The organism is Curtobacterium sp. VKM Ac-1395 (assembly GCF_015350975.1).
Classification (GTDB): domain Bacteria; phylum Actinomycetota; class Actinomycetes; order Actinomycetales; family Microbacteriaceae; genus Curtobacterium.
The window spans coordinates 16,193-32,778 of sequence record NZ_JADKRX010000006.1 but is presented as its reverse complement, the minus strand read 5'-3'; the positions used below and the strand labels follow the sequence as shown (position 1 = coordinate 32,778).

Annotated in this window: 15 protein-coding genes; all 15 read left to right on the top strand. The window is 71.7% G+C overall.

Annotation, left to right across the window (positions count from 1 at the left end; translation table 11 throughout):
• Positions 1–9: 9 nt before the first annotated feature.
• Positions 10–1,635: a Mur ligase family protein gene (locus tag ITJ68_RS15630; RefSeq protein ID WP_194662547.1), complete on the top strand. Its 1,626-nt coding sequence runs from the start codon at positions 10–12 to the stop codon at positions 1,633–1,635.
• A complete protein-coding gene (locus tag ITJ68_RS15625) occupies positions 1,632–3,134 on the top strand; it encodes a UDP-N-acetylmuramoyl-tripeptide--D-alanyl-D-alanine ligase (protein ID WP_194662545.1) in 1,503 nt (500 codons plus the stop codon). Before ITJ68_RS15630 ends, ITJ68_RS15625 begins: the two co-directional genes overlap by 4 nt.
• Positions 3,131–4,234, top strand: a complete 1,104-nt coding sequence (gene mraY / locus ITJ68_RS15620; RefSeq protein ID WP_194662543.1) for a phospho-N-acetylmuramoyl-pentapeptide-transferase — start codon at positions 3,131–3,133, stop codon at positions 4,232–4,234. The genes ITJ68_RS15625 and mraY overlap by 4 nt, the downstream gene beginning before the upstream one ends.
• Positions 4,227–5,756 carry a UDP-N-acetylmuramoyl-L-alanine--D-glutamate ligase gene (murD, locus tag ITJ68_RS15615; RefSeq protein WP_228505830.1) on the top strand — a complete coding sequence of 510 codons (1,530 nt, stop codon included), beginning with the start codon at positions 4,227–4,229 and terminating at the stop codon, positions 5,754–5,756. Before mraY ends, murD begins: the two co-directional genes overlap by 8 nt.
• The gene (gene ftsW, locus ITJ68_RS15610; RefSeq protein ID WP_194662538.1) at positions 5,719–7,080 is read left to right on the top strand and encodes a putative lipid II flippase FtsW; all 1,362 of its coding nucleotides are present in this window, start codon (positions 5,719–5,721) and stop codon (positions 7,078–7,080) included. Before murD ends, ftsW begins: the two co-directional genes overlap by 38 nt.
• Positions 7,077–8,276 (top strand): UDP-N-acetylglucosamine--N-acetylmuramyl-(pentapeptide) pyrophosphoryl-undecaprenol N-acetylglucosamine transferase, encoded by a 1,200-nt coding sequence (locus ITJ68_RS15605; RefSeq protein ID WP_194662536.1) that lies wholly within the window; start codon positions 7,077–7,079, stop codon positions 8,274–8,276. The genes ftsW and ITJ68_RS15605 overlap by 4 nt, the downstream gene beginning before the upstream one ends.
• Positions 8,273–9,712, top strand: a complete 1,440-nt coding sequence (gene murC, locus ITJ68_RS15600; RefSeq protein WP_194662534.1) for a UDP-N-acetylmuramate--L-alanine ligase — start codon at positions 8,273–8,275, stop codon at positions 9,710–9,712. Before ITJ68_RS15605 ends, murC begins: the two co-directional genes overlap by 4 nt.
• On the top strand, positions 9,709–10,977 hold the full coding sequence (locus tag ITJ68_RS19650) for an FtsQ-type POTRA domain-containing protein (RefSeq protein WP_323743345.1): 1,269 nt from the start codon (positions 9,709–9,711) through the stop codon (positions 10,975–10,977). The genes murC and ITJ68_RS19650 overlap by 4 nt, the downstream gene beginning before the upstream one ends.
• 169 nt (positions 10,978–11,146) lie before the next feature.
• Complete coding sequence (gene ftsZ, locus ITJ68_RS15590) at positions 11,147–12,304, top strand: cell division protein FtsZ (RefSeq protein ID WP_194662532.1); 1,158 nt, start codon at positions 11,147–11,149, stop codon at positions 12,302–12,304.
• Positions 12,305–12,310: 6 nt separating this feature from the next.
• Positions 12,311–13,009: a YggS family pyridoxal phosphate-dependent enzyme gene (locus ITJ68_RS15585; protein WP_194662530.1), complete on the top strand. Its 699-nt coding sequence runs from the start codon at positions 12,311–12,313 to the stop codon at positions 13,007–13,009.
• Between the two features lie 45 nt (positions 13,010–13,054).
• Positions 13,055–13,633: a cell division protein SepF gene (locus tag ITJ68_RS15580; protein ID WP_194662529.1), complete on the top strand. Its 579-nt coding sequence runs from the start codon at positions 13,055–13,057 to the stop codon at positions 13,631–13,633.
• A 117-nt stretch (positions 13,634–13,750) separates the two neighbouring features.
• Positions 13,751–14,047: a YggT family protein gene (locus ITJ68_RS15575; protein ID WP_268097006.1), complete on the top strand. Its 297-nt coding sequence runs from the start codon at positions 13,751–13,753 to the stop codon at positions 14,045–14,047.
• Positions 14,048–14,243: 196 nt separating this feature from the next.
• Positions 14,244–14,936 carry a DivIVA domain-containing protein gene (locus ITJ68_RS15570; RefSeq protein ID WP_194662528.1) on the top strand — a complete coding sequence of 231 codons (693 nt, stop codon included), beginning with the start codon at positions 14,244–14,246 and terminating at the stop codon, positions 14,934–14,936.
• Between the two features lie 2 nt (positions 14,937–14,938).
• Positions 14,939–15,604: a signal peptidase II gene (gene lspA / locus ITJ68_RS15565; protein WP_228505828.1), complete on the top strand. Its 666-nt coding sequence runs from the start codon at positions 14,939–14,941 to the stop codon at positions 15,602–15,604.
• Positions 15,601–16,530 carry an RluA family pseudouridine synthase gene (locus ITJ68_RS15560; protein ID WP_194662527.1) on the top strand — a complete coding sequence of 310 codons (930 nt, stop codon included), beginning with the start codon at positions 15,601–15,603 and terminating at the stop codon, positions 16,528–16,530. The genes lspA and ITJ68_RS15560 overlap by 4 nt, the downstream gene beginning before the upstream one ends.
• The last annotated feature ends 56 nt before the right edge of the window (positions 16,531–16,586 follow it).

Genomic DNA, 16,586 nt, shown 5'->3' with positions numbered 1-16,586 from the left:
AAGGAGCACTTGTCCGCACGGATCCCCCCGGTCCTCCGGCCCGAACACCCGACCCCGAGGGCCGTGGCCGAACTCGCGAACGCCTTCGGGCTCCGCGTCGTCGGTTCGCTCGACGGCGTCGAGACGACCGGCGTCACGCTGAGCGCCGCCGAGGTGCAGCCGGGTGACCTGTTCGTCGGCGTGCACGGTGCGAACCGGCACGGCGCGCAGTTCGCCGCCGACGCCGCCGAGCGCGGTGCCGTCGCGGTGCTGACCGACGCCGACGGTGTCGCCCTGGCCGAGCCGGCCGGTCTGCCCGTGCTCGTCGTCGACGACCCCCGCGCGGCCCTCGGTGACGTGGCCGCCTGGGTCTACCGCACGCACCCGGACGAGGCCGAGGACCTCCCGCAGCTCTTCGCCGTGACCGGGACGAACGGCAAGACGAGCACCTCCTACATCCTCGAGGGCATCCTCAAGCAGCTCGGCCTGGTCACCGGCCTGAGCTCGACCGCGGAGCGCCACATCGGCTCGCTCAGCGTGACGAGCCGCCTGACCACACCAGAGGCCAGCGAGATGCACGCCCTCCTCGCCCGGATGCGCGAGAGCGAGGTGCGCGCGGTCGCCGTCGAGGTGAGTGCGCAGGCCCTCAGCCGCCACCGGGTCGACGGCATCGTCTTCGACGTCGTGGCGTTCACGAACCTCAGCCACGACCACCTCGACGACTACGCCGACATGGAGGAGTACTACCGCGCGAAGCTCCCGCTGTTCGAGCCGGAGCACGGTCGCCGCGGCGTCGTCTCGCTCGACACCGACTGGGGCCACCGCGTCGTGCAGGACTCCCGCATCCCGGTGACGACCATCACGGTGCACCCCGAGGTCGAGGCCGAGTGGCACGTCGACATCACCGACGCCCAGGCCGCGTACACCGAGTTCCGCCTCACCGGACCCGAGGGCCGCGAGCTCACCACCCGCGTGCCGCTCATCGGCTGGCACATGGCCGCGAACGCCGCGCTGGCGATCGTCATGCTCGTCGAGGGCGGCTTCGAGCTCGGAGCCGTCGCGCAGGCGCTCGAGTCGGGCCACCGCCGCTACCCCGACGAGACCGACGGCCAGCGCGTCAGCGCCATCGAGTGCTACCTGCCCGGCCGCACCGAGCGCGTCTCCGGCGAGCACGGTCCGAGCGTGTACGTCGACTTCGGCCACAGCCCCGACGCCTTCCTCAACACCCTGGCCGCCGTCCGGCAGTTCACGCCGGGCAAGGTCGTCATGCTCTTCGGCGCCGACGGCGACCGCGACACGACCAAGCGCGGCGACATGGCCCGCGTCGCCGCCGAGGGCTCCGACATCCTCGTCGTGACCGACCACCACCCGCGCTTCGAGGACGCCGCCTCGATCCGGACCACGCTGGTCGACGCCGCCCGTGCGGCCTTCCCGGACCACGAGATCCACGAGGTCAGCCCCCCGGAGGCCGCGATCCGCGCCGCCGTGGCACTGGTCGGCGAGGGGGACTCGATCCTCTGGGCCGGGCCCGGACACCAGGACTACCGCGACATCCAGGGCGTCAGGACGCCGTACTCCGCCCGCGACGAGGCCCGTGCGGCCCTCCGCGAGGCCGGCTGGGAGCCGAACGCCGGCCCGGTGGAGGAAACGCGATGATCGCCATGTCCCTCGCCGAGATCGCAGCAGCGGTCGACGGCGAGCTGGTCCGCGGTGCCGCCGACACGATCGTCGACGGCTCCGTGGAGACCGACTCCCGCCTGGTCGGCCCCGGCAGCGTCTTCTTCGCGCTCCTCGGTGAGGAGACCGACGGCCACCGCTTCGTGCCGTCCGCGGCCGACGCGGGTGCCGCCCTGGTCGTCACCGAGCGCGCCACCGACCTGCCCGACGGCAGCGCCACCGCGCAGGTCGTCGTGGCCGACGGCTACGCCGCCCTCGCCGCGCTCGCGCACGAGGTCGTCGCCCGCGTCCGTGCGTCCAGCGCCGACCGGACCGACGAGCACGGCCGTGCCGCCGGGCTGCGCGTGGTCGGCATCACCGGCTCGAACGGCAAGACAAGCACGAAGAACATGCTGCGGACGATCCTCGCCGAACACGGTGAGACCGTCGCACCCGAGGGCTCCTTCAACAACCACGTCGGCGCACCGATCTCGATGCTCCGCGTCACCCACGACACCCGGTACCTCGTCGTCGAGATGGGCGCCAGCGGCATCGGCCACATCGCGAAGCTCGTACACGTAGCCGAGCCCGACACGGGCGTCGTCCTCAAGGTGGGCCTCGCGCACGCCGGCGAGTTCGGCGGCATCGAGGCCACGCAGCGCGCGAAGTCCGAGATGGTCACCGACCTGCCGGCCTCCGCGACCGCCCTGCTGAACGTCGACGACGACCGGGTGGCGGCGATGCGCGGCCTCACGGCCGCCCACGTCGTGGGCTTCGGCACGTCCGATGACGCCGACTACCGCCTGACCGGTGTGTCCACGGACCGTGACGGCACGCGCTTCACGCTCACCGCGCCTCCCGGCCGACAGGACCAGGACCAGGACCAGGACCAGCCGGGAGGCTCGGAGCAGGTCCCCGAGACCGTCGACGTCCGCCTCGCCATCCTGGGCGAGCACCACGCGATGAACGCGACGGCCGCCCTGGCCGTCGCCCACCGCTGGGGCGTCCCGCTCGCCGACGGCGCCGCCGCGCTCGCGTCCATGACGCGGGCAGAGCGCTGGCGCATGGAGCTGCTCCAGGGCGGGCCAGAGGGCGTCACCGTCATCAACGACGCCTACAACGCCTCACCCGACTCCACCGCCGCTGCCCTCCGCACGCTCGTGCAGGTCGTCCGACCGGGGGAGCGCACCATCGCGGTCCTCGGCGAGATGGCCGAGCTCGGCGAGTTCTCGGTGGAGGAGCACGACACCATCGGTCGCCTCGTCGTCCGGCTCGGGATCGGCCAGCTCGTGGTCGTCGGCCGCGGCGCGATGGCGATCCACCAGGCCGCCACCCTCGAGGGATCGTGGGACGGCGAGTCCGTGTTCATCGAGGACGTCGACGACGCCGTCCAGACCCTGCAGGAGATGGTCCGCCCCGGCGACGTCGTCCTCGTCAAGTCCTCGAAGTCGGCCGGGCTGCGGTTCCTCGGCGACCGCCTCGGAGGTGTCCCCGCATGATCGCCCTCCTGATCGCCGGCGCCGTGTCGCTGGTGTTCACACTCCTGCTCACGCCCCTGTTCATCCGGCTGTTCCACCGTCTCGGGTGGGGCCAGTTCATCCGTGACGACGGTCCGCAGTCGCACCACACCAAACGCGGCACCGCGACGATGGGCGGCATCGTGCTCATCCTCGGCACGGTGATCGGCTACTTCGTCGGGCACCTGGTCGGGCGGGACTCCGTCACGCTCTCGGGCATGCTCGTGCTGTTCCTGATGGTCGGGCTCGGCCTGGTCGGGTTCGTCGACGACTTCCTCAAGGTACGTCGCCAGCGGAGCCTCGGGCTCGGCGGGTGGGCGAAGATCCTCGGCCAGGTCATCGTCGGCGTCATCTTCGCGACCGTCGCACTCGTGGTGCCGAGCTCGACGGGCAAGCCGCCCGCATCCACCATGATCTCGGCGATCCGGGACATCCCGTGGCTCGACTTCATGGCCCTCGGCACGGTCATCGGCACCATCCTGTTCCTCGCCTGGATCGTCCTGCTCACGGTGTCGACGTCGAACGGCGTCAACGTGGCGGACGGCCTCGACGGCCTCGCGACCGGGTCGAGCATCCTGGCGATCGGGTCGTACGTGATCATCGGCTTCTGGCAGTCGAACCAGATCTGCGGGGGCGCCCGGCTCGACGCGAGCACCGAGCACGCCTGCTACACCGTGACGAACCCGCTCGACCTCGCCGTCGTCGCGGCCGCGGTCTGCGGTGGCCTGATCGGCTTCCTCTGGTACAACACGTCGCCGGCACAGATCTTCCTCGGCGACACCGGTTCGCTCGGCCTCGGCGGCGCGCTGGCGGGTCTCGCGATCCTCAGCCGCACCGAGCTGCTGCTCATCCTCATCGGTGGCCTGTTCTTCATCGTCACCGGCTCGGTCATCCTGCAGCGCGCGTACTTCAAGATCACCCACGGGAAGCGCATCTTCCGGATGAGCCCGCTCCACCACCACTTCGAACTCAAGGGGTGGGCCGAGGTGACGGTGGTCGTGCGGTTCTGGATCATCGCCGGACTCTGCGTCGCCGCCGGTGTCGGACTCTTCTACCTGGAATGGATCGCACGCGTTGGTTGATCGTCTCGACGGGCTCGACAGCTGGTGGTCCGAGGGCTGGAAGGGCCTCGGCGTGGCCGTGCTCGGTCTCGGGGCCACCGGGTTCTCGGTCGCCGACACCCTGGTGGAGCTCGGCAGCACCGTCACCGTCTACTCGACCGACGCCCCCGCGGACAGCGTCGAGCTGCTCGCGGTGATCGGCGCCCGGTTCGTGCAGACGCCGCTCGATGCCGTGCCCGCGGACCTGGAGCGCCAGGCACCCGACCTGGTCGTCGTGTCGCCCGGGCTGCCGCCGCACAACGCGACCGTCCGCTGGGCCACCGAGCACAGCACGGTGTGGGGGGACGTCGAGCTCGCCTGGCGTGTGCGCGACAAGGTCGTCCGCGGCCCGGTCGCCGCCCCGTGGGTGACGATCACCGGCACGAACGGCAAGACCACGACGACGCAGCTCACCACCGCGATGTACCAGGAAGAGGGCCTGCGGGCCGTGGCCTGCGGCAACATCGGTGTCCCCGTCCTCGACGTCGTGCGCGACCCCGAGGGCTTCGACGTCCTGGTCGTCGAGCTCTCCAGCCACCAGCTGCACTACATGGCGGACTCCGGGGACGGCGCGGTCGTGCCCCTGGCCTCGGTCTGCCTCAACATCGCCGACGACCACCTCGAGTGGCACGGCTCCGCGGAGGCCTACCGCGCGGCCAAGGCCAAGGTGTACGAGCGCACCGTGCTGGCCTGCGTCTACAACGTCACCGACGAGGCGACCCGCCGCATGGTCGAGGAAGCCGACGTGGTCGAGGGCTGCCGTGCCGTCGGGTTCACGCCGGGCGTCCCGGCTGCCGGCGACGTCGGGATCGTCGACGACGTCCTGTGCGACCGCGCCTTCGTCGAGGACCGCCGCAGCAGCGCGCTCGAGCTCGCCACGCACGAGGACCTCGAGGCCGCCGGGCTCGCAAGCCCGCACATGGCCATGAACGTGCTCGCCGCCGCGGCCCTCGCACGCGCCGGCACGGTCCGTCCCTCGGCCATCCAGCGCGCGGTCCGGGCCTTCCGCGCCGACCACCACCGCACCGAGCACGTGGCCACCGCGAACGGCATCGCCTGGGTCGACGACTCCAAGGCGACGAACCCGCACGCCGCGACTGCGTCGCTGTCGGCGTTCCCCTCGGTCGTCTGGATCGTCGGTGGCCTCTTCAAGGGCGTCGACGTCGAGGCCCTCGTCGAGGAGTTCGGCCCCGGAGCCCGCGGCGTCGTGGTCATCGGCGCGGATCGCAGCCCGGTCGTGGAGGCATTCGCGCGACACGCGCCGACGGTGCCGGTCCTGCAGGTCGAAGCAACGGACACTGATCAGGTCATGCCCGAGGCGGTCCGACATGCCGCGTCGATCGCGAGGTCGGGCGACACGGTCCTCCTCGCCCCGGCTGCCGCGTCGTTCGACCAGTTCGGCTCGTACGCCGACCGGGGCGAGCGCTTCGCGGCGGCGGTCCACGAGCACCTGGGAGGCGACGCCGATGGCGACACCGACGGATCTTCCGGCGAACGGCCGTAGCGGCCGAGCGGAGGCCAACACGGCGACGGCCAGAGCAGCGACCGCGCGCACAGCGACGGCGCGCACGACGACCACGGCCGGGCGGCCCGGCACGACCTCGAGCCGCTCTGCTGCCGGACGCCGGGCGAACGGTGCCGTCGTCGCGGTCCGGAACGTCTTCGTGGCCGAGTCGAGCAGCTTCTACGCGATCCTCGGCGTGACGCTGTTCCTCGTCGTGTTCGGCGTCGTGATGGTGCTCTCGTCCTCGAGCGTCGAGGAGTACCGGTACAAGCACGGCTTCTTCGGCGCCTTCGCCAAGCAGGGCCTCTACGCGCTCATCGGCGTGCCGCTCATGCTCGTGGTGAGCCGGTTCCCCGCCGAGTTCTGGCGCCGCTGGGCCATGCGCATCGTCGGGGCCGGCCTGGTGCTCCAGCTGCTCGTGTTCACCCCGATCGGCATCGACGTCCAGGGCAATCGCAACTGGATCGGCTTCGGCGGGATCACCGCGCAGCCGTCCGAGTTCCTCAAGCTCGCACTCGTGCTGGGCATCGGCGCGGTGCTGTTCCGCAAGCGCGAGAAGCTGCACGACTGGCGCGAGGTCTTCATCCCGGTCGGCCTGGCCACCGCGGTCTCCATCGGCCTCGTCCTGCTCGGCGGCGACCAGGGCACCGCGATGATCATGGTGATCCTGGTCTTCGGCAGCCTGTTCGTCGGCGGTGTGCGGCTGCGACACCTGGCGGTCGGCATCGCGGCGATCGCGGTCCTGCTGCCCGTCGTCACGATGGCGTCGAGCTCCCGGCAGGTCCGCATCAGCGCCTGGCTCTCCGGGTGCACCGACTCGAACCAGGCGCAGGACATCTGCTGGCAGCCCGTGCACGGCATGTGGGCGCTGGCGTCCGGCGGGGTGTTCGGCGTCGGGCTCGGCAACTCCAAGGCGAAGTGGTCCTGGTTGCCCGAGGCCGACAACGACTACATCTTCGCGATCGTCGGCGAGGAGCTCGGGCTCATCGGCTGCGTCGTCGTGCTGGCGCTCTTCGTGGTGCTCGCCATCAGCATGATCAAGGTCATCCGCCTGTCGGACGACCCCTTCGTCCGGACCGTCACCGGCGGCGTGCTCGCCTGGGTGATCGGGCAGGCACTCGTCAACATCGCGGTGGTCCTCGGCCTGCTGCCGGTGCTCGGTGTCCCACTCCCGCTCATCTCCGCGGGCGGGTCCGCGCTCATCATGACGCTCGTCGCGATCGGCGTCGTCCTGTCCTTCGCGCGGGAGATCCCCGGGAAGAACGCGCTGTCCCGCGCCCACGACGTCCACGACGTCCGCACCAGGAACGGGAGCGTGCGGTGAGCACCTACCTCTTCGCCGGCGGGGGCACCGCCGGCCACGTGAACCCCCTGCTCGCCGTCGCCGACCGGCTGACCGAGCGTTCCCCGGAGGACCGCGTCCTCGTGCTCGGCACGGCGGAGGGCCTCGAGTCCCGCCTGGTGCCGATGCGCGGCTACGAGCTCCTGACCATCCCGCGGCTGCCGTTCCCGCGCAAGCCCAACGCCGCGGCGCTGCGCTTCCCCGGTGCCTTCTGGCGAGCGGTGCGACGGACGGAACAGCTCATCCGCGAGCACGACGTCGAGGTCGTCCTCGGGGTCGGCGGCTACGCGGCCGCTCCGGCGTACATCGCGGCGAAGCGCACCGGCACCCCGATCGTCGTGCACGAGCAGAACGCCAAGCCGGGCCTGGCGAACCGGCTCGCGGCGTTCCTGACGCACCACGTGGGGGTGACCTTCTCGAACACCCGGCTGCGCCACTCCCGCCTGGTCGGGATGCCGCTCCGCCGTGAGGTCGAGGACCTCGACCGTCGTGCGCGCCGGGCAGAGGGCCTCGCCGAGTTCGGGCTCGACCCGGACCGACCCGTGCTGCTCGTGACGGGTGGGTCCTCCGGTGCCCGGAGCATCAACCGCACCGTGAACCGCTCGGCGGCGTCCATCGTCGGCGCCGGGTGGCAGGTGCTGCACGTCGTCGGCGGCAAGTCCGACATAGGCCCGAGCGACCTCGACGGGTACACCGTCCTGCCGTACTGCGACCGGATGGACCTGGCGTACGCCGCCTCGGACTTCGTGGTGTCGCGAGCCGGTGCCGGCATGGTGTGCGAGCTCGCGGCCGTCGGGCTGCCGAGCGTCCTGGTGCCGTACCCTGTCGGCAACGGCGAGCAGCGGCACAACGCCCGCGACGTCGTCGAGGCGGGGGGTGCGGTGCTCGTCGCCGACCAGGAGTTCGACCAGGACTGGGTGACGTTCCAGCTCCTGACGCTCCTGCAGGACCGCGCGCGGATCGCCGACATGGCGATGCGTGCGGGCAGCGTCGGCCACCGCGACGGTGCCGACCGGATGACCGACCTGGTCCTCGACGCCGGACGGGCGGCCGCCACGGGCACCAGCCCCCGCTCGCACGGCGGCGCGACGCACGACAGCACGACGCACGACAGCACCAGGCACGGCGACTCGACGCACGACAGCACCACGCACGGCAGCAGCACGGAGGAACCATGACCATCAAGCCGGACCTGACCCAGCCGATCCCGGACGACCTCGGCACGGTCCACTTCGTCGGCATCGGCGGCTCCGGCATGAGCGGGATCGCGCGGATGTTCCTCGCCGCCGGGCACCGTGTCACGGGCAGCGACTCCCGCGAGACCGCGACGACCGGGCGGATGCGCGAGCTCGGCGCCGAGGTGCACATCGGCCACGACGCGTCCAACGTCGGCGCCGCGGACACCGTCGTCGTCACCAGCGCCCTCTGGCCGGACAACCCCGAGCTCCTCGAGGCCCAGCGCCGCGGGCTGCCGGTCCTGCACCGCTCCCAGGCCCTCGCCGCCCTCATCGCCCAGCACCGCCTGGTCGCGGTCGCGGGGGCCCACGGCAAGACCACGTCCACCGGCATGATCGTCACGGCGATGGTCGAGCTCGGCCTCGACCCGAGCTTCGTCAACGGTGGCGTCATCCAGTCCCTCGGCACGAGCTCAGCGCCGGGCACGAGCGACCTGTTCGTGGTGGAGGCCGACGAGTCCGACGGCTCCTTCCTGCTCTACGACGTCGCAGTGGCGCTCATCACGAACGTCGACGCGGACCACCTCGACCACTACGGCAGCGAGGACGCGTTCATCGACGCCTTCGTCGAGTTCGCGGCGAAGGCCCGCGAGCGCATCGTCGTCTCCAGCGACGACGCCGGTGCGAAGCGCGTCACCGCCGGGGTCCGCGCCCTCGAGCACGCGCCCGAGGTCGTCACGTTCGGCGAGGCCGCCGACGCGGACGTCCGCATCGAGCGCATCGTCGAGTCGGCCGGCGTCGAGGTCGACTTCCGCGCGGCGGGGGAGTCCCACCACCTCACGCTCCGCGTCCCCGGGCGCCACAACGCGGTCAACGCCGTCGGTGCCTTCGCCGTGCTCGTCGGGCTCGGGGTGTCCCCGGCCGACGCGGTCCGCGGCATCGAGGCCTTCGGCGGCACCGAGCGCCGCTTCGAGCTGCACGGCGTCGAGCGCGGCGTGTCGGTGTACGACGACTACGCCCACCACCCGACCGAGGTCGCGGCAGCCCTGCGCGCCGCGCGGAACGTCGTCGGCGACGGCCGGATCATCGCGATCCACCAGCCGCACCTGTACTCGCGCACCCGGATGATGGCCGGGGACTTCGCCGCGGTCTACGAGCAGCTCGCCGACCACACGGTCGTCCTCGACGTCTACGGCGCCCGCGAGGACCCGGAGCCCGGCGTCACCGGCGCCCTGGTGCAGGAGCGCTTCCACGACCAGACCCACGTCGACTACCTGCCCGACTGGGCCGAGGCCTCGGCCCGCGCAGCCGCGGTCGCCCGCGACGGCGACATCATCATGACGCTGAGCTGCGGCGACGTGTACCGGATCATCCCGCAGGTGCTCACCGCCCTCGGCGACGCGCCGGCCGACCAGACCGACGGGGCCAGCGCCAGGTGAAGCGTCCCGAGGGCTTCGACGAGCGTCCGGCGCAGCGCGCCGCCGCCGACGAGGGCGACGAACCCGCACCACGCGAGCGCCGGGTCCCGCGACTCGGGCGGCTCACCGGCCGCCGTGGGGTCGAGGACGCCCAGGAGGCCCCGCTCGCCTCCGCCTCGTCCGCCACGGACCGCTGGACGGTCGCGTCCACCCCCACACGCTCGGCCGGAGCGCTGCCGGACCTGCCCGACGTCACGGCGACCGGCACCGTCGTCGACGCGGACGACGACCGCGACGCGCGGCGCGACCACGACCCAGACGCGCGGCACGAGGGTGACGACGCCGACCGCGCCGGTGACGTTGACGGTGACCGTGTCGACCGCGACAGCGACAGCGACCGCGACCACGCGCCGGGCGCGACGGACGTCGTGGACCTGCGCACGGCCTCCCGTCCCGGACAGCCCGACGCCGCGACCACGCCCATCGGCGCCGGTGTCCGCGCTGCCGAGACCGCGCGTGAGGCCAGGGCCGCGCGCAAGCGCCGCCGGCTGCACGAACGGGCCGAGGTCCGTCGCTTCACCCGCCGCTCCCGGCACCGGCGCGCCGCCTGGATCACGACGGGCGGCATCGTCGTCGTGCTCGGCGTCTCGATCCTCGTCGCCGTGTTCTCCCCGCTGATGGCACTCCAGCGGATCGAGGTCAAGGGCACGAGCCGGGTCGACGACGCCGAGCTGCGCCGGGCGCTGTCCGACCAGATCGGCACGCCGCTCGCGCGGCTCGACTCCGCCGCGATCAAGCGGGACATCGCCGCCTTCCCGCTCATCGAGAGCTACGTGACCGAGGAGTCGCCGCCGCACACGCTCGTCGTCACGGTGACCGAGCGCACCCCCGTGGTGACGGTGGAGAACGGGAAGTCCTTCGACCTGGTCGACCCCGCCGGCATCGTCGTGCAGTCCTCGACGAAGCGCCCGGACACGATGCCGCTGGCGGACGTCGGGTCCGCGAAGCTCGGTTCCTCGGTGTTCCGCACGATGACCGAGGTCGTCCTGGCGCTGCCGTCGGCCGTGCGGTCGCAGGTGTCCGGCGTCGCGGCGTCGACCGCCGACGACGTGACCCTCACCATGAAGGACGGCTCGCGCGTCGTGTGGGGGAGCCCTGACGAGTCCGCGGCGAAGGCAGCCCTGCTCGACGCCCTGGTGAAGGACCATGCCACCCGCGCCCCGGACACGGCGGTCGAGTACGACGTGTCCGCGCCCGACAACGGGATCATCCGCACCCAGGACTGAGCTCGGACCGCCGCGCCGAGAAAGTGCGGCACCGCATTGCACGACACGCGGCGTGGCGGGGCGACACCGCCCGGAGCGCACCCGTAGCGTCGAAGCCAGCACCACCCATAGCAGCACAACCCCGCAACTTCAAGTAGAGGTTGAGGGTTCTACCGGAGGCCGGACTGACGTGACCACGAACCACAACTACCTCGCCGTGATCAAGGTCGTCGGTGTCGGCGGCGGCGGCGTCAACGCCGTCAACCGCATGATCGAGCTGGGCCTCCGTGGGGTCGAGTTCATCGCGATCAACACCGACGCCCAGGCGCTCCTGCTCAGCGACGCCGACGTCAAGCTCGACGTGGGCCGCGAGATCACCCGCGGCCTCGGCGCCGGTGCGGACCCCGAGGTCGGCCGTCGTGCCGCCGAGGACCACGCCGAAGAGATCGAAGAGGCCCTCGCGGGGGCCGACATGGTCTTCGTCACCGCCGGTGAGGGCGGTGGGACCGGCACGGGTGGTGCGCCCGTCGTCGCCCGCATCGCCAAGTCGATCGGCGCGCTGACGATCGGTGTCGTCACGAAGCCCTTCAGCTTCGAGGGCAAGCGTCGTCAGTCGCAGGCCGAGAACGGCGTCGCCGGCCTGAAGGACGAGGTCGACACCCTCATCGTCGTGCCGAACGACCGCCTCCTCGAGATCTCCGACCGGGGCATCTCGATGGTCGAGGCCTTCGCGACCGCCGACCAGGTGCTGCTCGCCGGCGTGCAGGGCATCACCGACCTGATCACCACCCCCGGCCTGATCAACCTCGACTTCGCCGACGTGAAGAGCGTCATGCAGGGTGCCGGTTCGGCGCTCATGGGCATCGGGTCCTCGCGGGGAGCCGACCGGGCGATCAAGGCTGCGGAGCTCGCGGTCGCATCGCCGCTGCTCGAGGCCTCCATCGACGGCGCGCACGGCGTGCTGCTCTCGATCCAGGGTGGCTCGAACCTCGGCATCTTCGAGATCAACGACGCGGCCCGCCTGGTGCAGGAAGCCGTCCACCCCGAGGCGAACATCATCTTCGGCGCAGTGATCGACGACACCCTCGGCGACGAGGTCCGCGTCACGGTCATCGCAGCCGGGTTCGACGGCGGAGAGCCCTCGTCGCAGGTCAAGGAACGCCGCGCCAGCTGGGTCGACCCGGACGCCGGTGCCACCGTGCCCGTCGGTTCGAGCTCGACCGGCCCGCAGGACGCCCCGGCACGCTCGTGGGCGTCGCAGGAGCACGAGCCGCCGGCGCAGCGCGCCGCGGACCCCGCCTTCGACGGTGACGACGACGAGCTCGACGTCCCCGACTTCCTGAAGTAAGACGACATGACGGACGGCTCCCCGAGCCTCCAGGACCGGCTGTCCTCGGTCCGCGACGGCATCGCCGACGCGGCCAGGGCGGCCGGTCGCTCGTCCGACGACCTGACGCTCATCGTGGTCACGAAGTACCACCCGGCGTCGCTCGTCGCCGAGCTCGCCGCACTCGGCGTGACCGACGTGGGGGAGAACCGCCACCAGGAGGCCCAGGCCAAGGCCGCCGAGCTGGCGGACCTGGGGCTCACCTGGCACTTCGTCGGGCAGTTGCAGTCGAAGAAGGCCCGTCAGGTGCGCCGCTACGCCCACGTGGTGCAGTCGCTCGACCGGGCGTCCGTCGTCGACGCCTTCGCACCCACGACCGAGGAACCAGCACCGCCCGTCATCGACGGCTTCGTGCAGGTCAACCTCACCGACGACCCCGGCCGCGGGGGCGTGCAGCCCGATGACGTCGACGCCATGGTGGAGCGCGTCCTGGCCACCGGCACGATCGCCCTGCGCGGCGTGATGGCCGTCGCGCCCCTCGACGAGGAGCCCCGAGCCGCCTTCGCGCGGCTCCGGGCGATCTCCGAGCGTGTGCGTCTGACGGTGCCCACGGCCACCGACGTCTCCGCCGGGATGAGCGGCGACTTCGCCGAGGCGATCGCCGAGGGCGCGACACACCTGCGGATCGGGACGGCAATCACCGGAAACCGGCCGGCCGCGCCCTAGCCTCGTCACAGGGCAACCCCGAGCACGCACACCCCTGGAGGAACCATGGCCGGTCCGTTGAAGAAGACGATGGTCTACCTCGGCCTCGCCGACGAGGAACTCGAGTACGAGGACGAGCCGCAGAGCGCGCAGCCGCAGTCGCGCGCGCCGCAGCAGCAGTCCACGGCACTCGCTGCCCAGCAGCACGAGACCCCCGCTCCGGCGGCTGCGGCTCCCGCGGCGGCACCCGCTGCGGCGGCCCCCGAGGCGAAGGCCCCGCACACCCACCAGCGCGGCGCCCAGGTCACTCCGCTGCGCCGCTCGCACACGACCGCACAGAAGGCGACCCCGGTCCAGGAAATGAACGAGATCCTCACCGTCCACCCGCGCGAGTACAAGGACGCCCAGTCCATCGCCGAGAGCTTCCGCGACGGGATCCCCGTCATCATCAACCTCTCGCAGATGACCGAGTCCGACGCGCGTCGCATGATCGACTTCGCGAGCGGCCTGTCGCTCGGCCTCTACGGCAAGATCGAGCGCGTCACGAACAAGGTCTTCCTGCTCTCCCCGGCGCACGTCGCAGTGAGCGGTGAGGCGCCCGAGGTAGAGTCCGACATCGAGGCGTCCTTCTTCGCCCAGTCCTGAGTCGTCGCGTCCCTCAGGTCCCGACCTCGGTCGTGACCGCGGGGCGCCGCCCAGGCCCACCCGCCCCGTGGCCGACGTCCTCCAGACGCCGACCACCCGAGACGAGCGAGCCGAACCGTGTCCTCGATCTTCACGATCCTGTACTTCCTCCTCCTGCTGTACTTCTTCGTCATGTGGGGGCGGTTCGCGCTGGACATGGTGCAGGCGTTCAACCGCTCGTGGCGACCGCGCGGCGGCATGCTCGTGGTCGCGAACGCGGTCTACTCGCTCACCGACCCGCCGATCAAGACCGTCCGCCGTGCGCTCCCGCCGCTCCGGATGGGAGCCGTGGCGCTCGACTTCGGCTGGTCGATCGTGATGCTCGTCGTGATCATCCTGATGAGCGTCGTCCGGGTCATCTCGGTCGCAGTCTGACCCACCCCTCCCGGCCCTTGTCTCGTCCGAGACGCGCCGCGCCGCGGCCACGATCACGGATCAGGCCCGTGCTCGGTGTACGGTGGTCGGGATCGATGCTCGCCTCCGCGGGCATCCGCACCGAGGGCCCCGCTGGTACATTCACAGCGGGACGTCCCGGTTCCACACGTTCAGCAGTTCTATTGAGGTGACGGCAATGGCTTTGACGCCGGAAGACGTAGTCAACAAGCGGTTCCAGCCGACCAAGTTCCGCGAGGGCTACGACCAGGACGAGGTCGACGACTTCCTCGACGAGGTCGTGGTCGAGCTGCGTCGCCTGACCCAGGAGAACGAGGAGCTCCGTCAGCGCCTGCAGGCCGCCGAATCGGCGCCGAAGCCGGCCGCTGCCGCAGAGCCCGCTCCTGCTCCGACCCCCGAGCCCGAGCCGGAGCCGGCCCCCGTCGCCGCCGCTCCCGAGCCGGCGCCGGTCGCCGCCGCGGCTCCGACCACCACGGTCCACCCGGACGAGGACACCGAGGGCACCACGAACCTCCTGACGCTCGCACGTCGTCTCCACGAGGAGCACGTCCGCGAGGGTGTCGAGAAGCGCGACGCGCTAATCGCCGAGGGTCAGGCCCAGGCAGCACGTCTGGTCTCCGAGGCCGAGTCGAAGCAGCGCCAGATCATCGCCGACACCGAGAACGCCAACCGCCAGCGCGTGCAGGTGCTCGAGGGCGAGCAGCGCCAGCTCGAGGGCAAGATCGACGAGCTCCGCACGTTCGAGCGCGACTACCGCGCCCAGCTGAAGAGCTACATCCAGGGCCAGCTCAACGAGCTCGACACCCCGTCGGGCACCGAACAGTCCGGCTTCACGCCCGCGCCGGCATCGGCGCAGGGCTTCGGCAACTGACGTTGTCCCAGCAAGACCAACGAGCGAAGGTCAGTGTCCGCGCGATCGCGGCACTGGCCTTCGCCGCTGTCGTGGTGGTGGCAGCCGACCAGGTCGTGAAGGCGCTGGTCGTCGCACACCTCCCCTACGGACAGGTGGTGCCGGTCCTCGGCCGGGCCCTCCAGTTCCTGTACGTGCGGAACCCCGGCGCCGCGTTCTCGTTCGCGGTCAACATGACGTGGGTGTTCTCGATCGTCTCGGCGGCGGTCGTCGTCGCGATCATCGTCTTCGCCCGGCGGATCCGCTCCATGTGGTGGGCGATCGTCCTCGGCATGCTGCTCGGCGGCGCGCTCGGCAACCTGCTCGACCGGCTCTTCCGTGAGCCGGGCTTCGGGCGGGGCCACGTGGTCGACTTCATCTCCACGCCGTGGATGATGCCCGCGATCTACAACATCGCGGACGCGTTCATCTGCGTGAGCATGGTCGTGTTCGTCCTGCTGGTCATCCTCGGGGTGAACCTCGACGGCACCAGGACGGTGTCGGACAAGCAGCGCACGGCCAGCCAGGAGGCCCACGGCGCGTCCGCCACGGACGCTGCGGTCCCCGAGTCGGGGAGCGTCACCGACGCTGCCGACGCTCGCCGTGCCTCCGCTCGTCCCGACGACTCGCTCGGGCACGACGCGACGTGACCGAGTCCCGCAGTCTGCCCGTCCCCGACGGGCTCGCCGGTGAGCGTGTCGACGCGGCCCTCGCGAAGCTGCTCGGGTTCAGTCGGTCCTTCGCGGCCGACGTCGTCGCCGCCGGCGGCGTGCGGGTCGACGGCGTCACCGCCGAGAAGTCCGACCGCCTGCACGGCGACGCCTGGCTCGAGGTCGAGTGGACGCCGAAGGAAGCCCCGCGCATCGTCCCGGCGCACGTCCCCGGGATGACGATCGTGCACGACGACGAGGACATCGTCGTCGTCGACAAGCCCGTCGGCGTCGCCGCGCACCCGTCGCCCGGGTGGGACGGTCCGACCGTCCCCGGCGGACTCGCCGCCGCGGGGTTCACCATCGCGACCTCCGGAGCCGCGGAACGCGCGGGCATCGTGCACCGGCTCGACGTCGGCACGTCCGGGCTGATGGTCGTCGCGAAGACCGAGCTCGCCTACACGCACCTGAAGCGGGCGTTCAAGGAGCGCACGGTCGAGAAGGTCTACCACGCGCTCGCGCAGGGGCACCCGGACCCGACCTCCGGCACCGTCGACGCGCCGATCGGCCGGCATCCCTCGAGCGACTGGAAGTTCGCGGTCACCTCGGACGGCAAGCCCAGCGTCACGCACTACGAGACGCTCGAGGCCTTCCGGTCGGCGACGCTCCTCGAGGTGCACCTGGAGACCGGGCGCACCCACCAGATCCGCGTGCACATGGCCGCGACGCGCCACCCGCTCGTCGGGGACACGATGTACGGCGCCGACCCGGTGCTCGCCGCCGAACTCGGGCTGACCCGCCAGTGGCTCGACGCCGTCCGGCTCGGGTTCGCGCACCCGCGCACCGGCGACTGGGTGGAGTTCCAGGCGGAGTACCCGGACGACCTGCGGCTCGCGCTCGACCGGATCCGGGCCGCGTCGCTCTGACACGCGGGCGGTTCCGTCGACACGCCCGTGGGTGTCGCCGGCCGTGGTTAGGCTGT

What these genes read in the sequence shown, in the direction of transcription:
- murC (WP_194662534.1), top strand. Translation starts at nt 8,273, where the DNA reads ATGACCATCAAGCCGGACCTGACCCAGCCGATCCCGGACGACCTCGGC.
- ITJ68_RS15570 (WP_194662528.1), top strand. Translation starts at nt 14,244, where the DNA reads ATGGCTTTGACGCCGGAAGACGTAGTCAACAAGCGGTTCCAGCCGACC.
- mraY (WP_194662543.1), top strand. Translation starts at nt 3,131, where the DNA reads ATGATCGCCCTCCTGATCGCCGGCGCCGTGTCGCTGGTGTTCACACTC.
- ITJ68_RS15585 (WP_194662530.1), top strand. Translation starts at nt 12,311, where the DNA reads ATGACGGACGGCTCCCCGAGCCTCCAGGACCGGCTGTCCTCGGTCCGC.
- ftsW (WP_194662538.1), top strand. Translation starts at nt 5,719, where the DNA reads ATGGCGACACCGACGGATCTTCCGGCGAACGGCCGTAGCGGCCGAGCG.
- ITJ68_RS15625 (WP_194662545.1), top strand. Translation starts at nt 1,632, where the DNA reads ATGATCGCCATGTCCCTCGCCGAGATCGCAGCAGCGGTCGACGGCGAG.
- ITJ68_RS15580 (WP_194662529.1), top strand. Translation starts at nt 13,055, where the DNA reads ATGGCCGGTCCGTTGAAGAAGACGATGGTCTACCTCGGCCTCGCCGAC.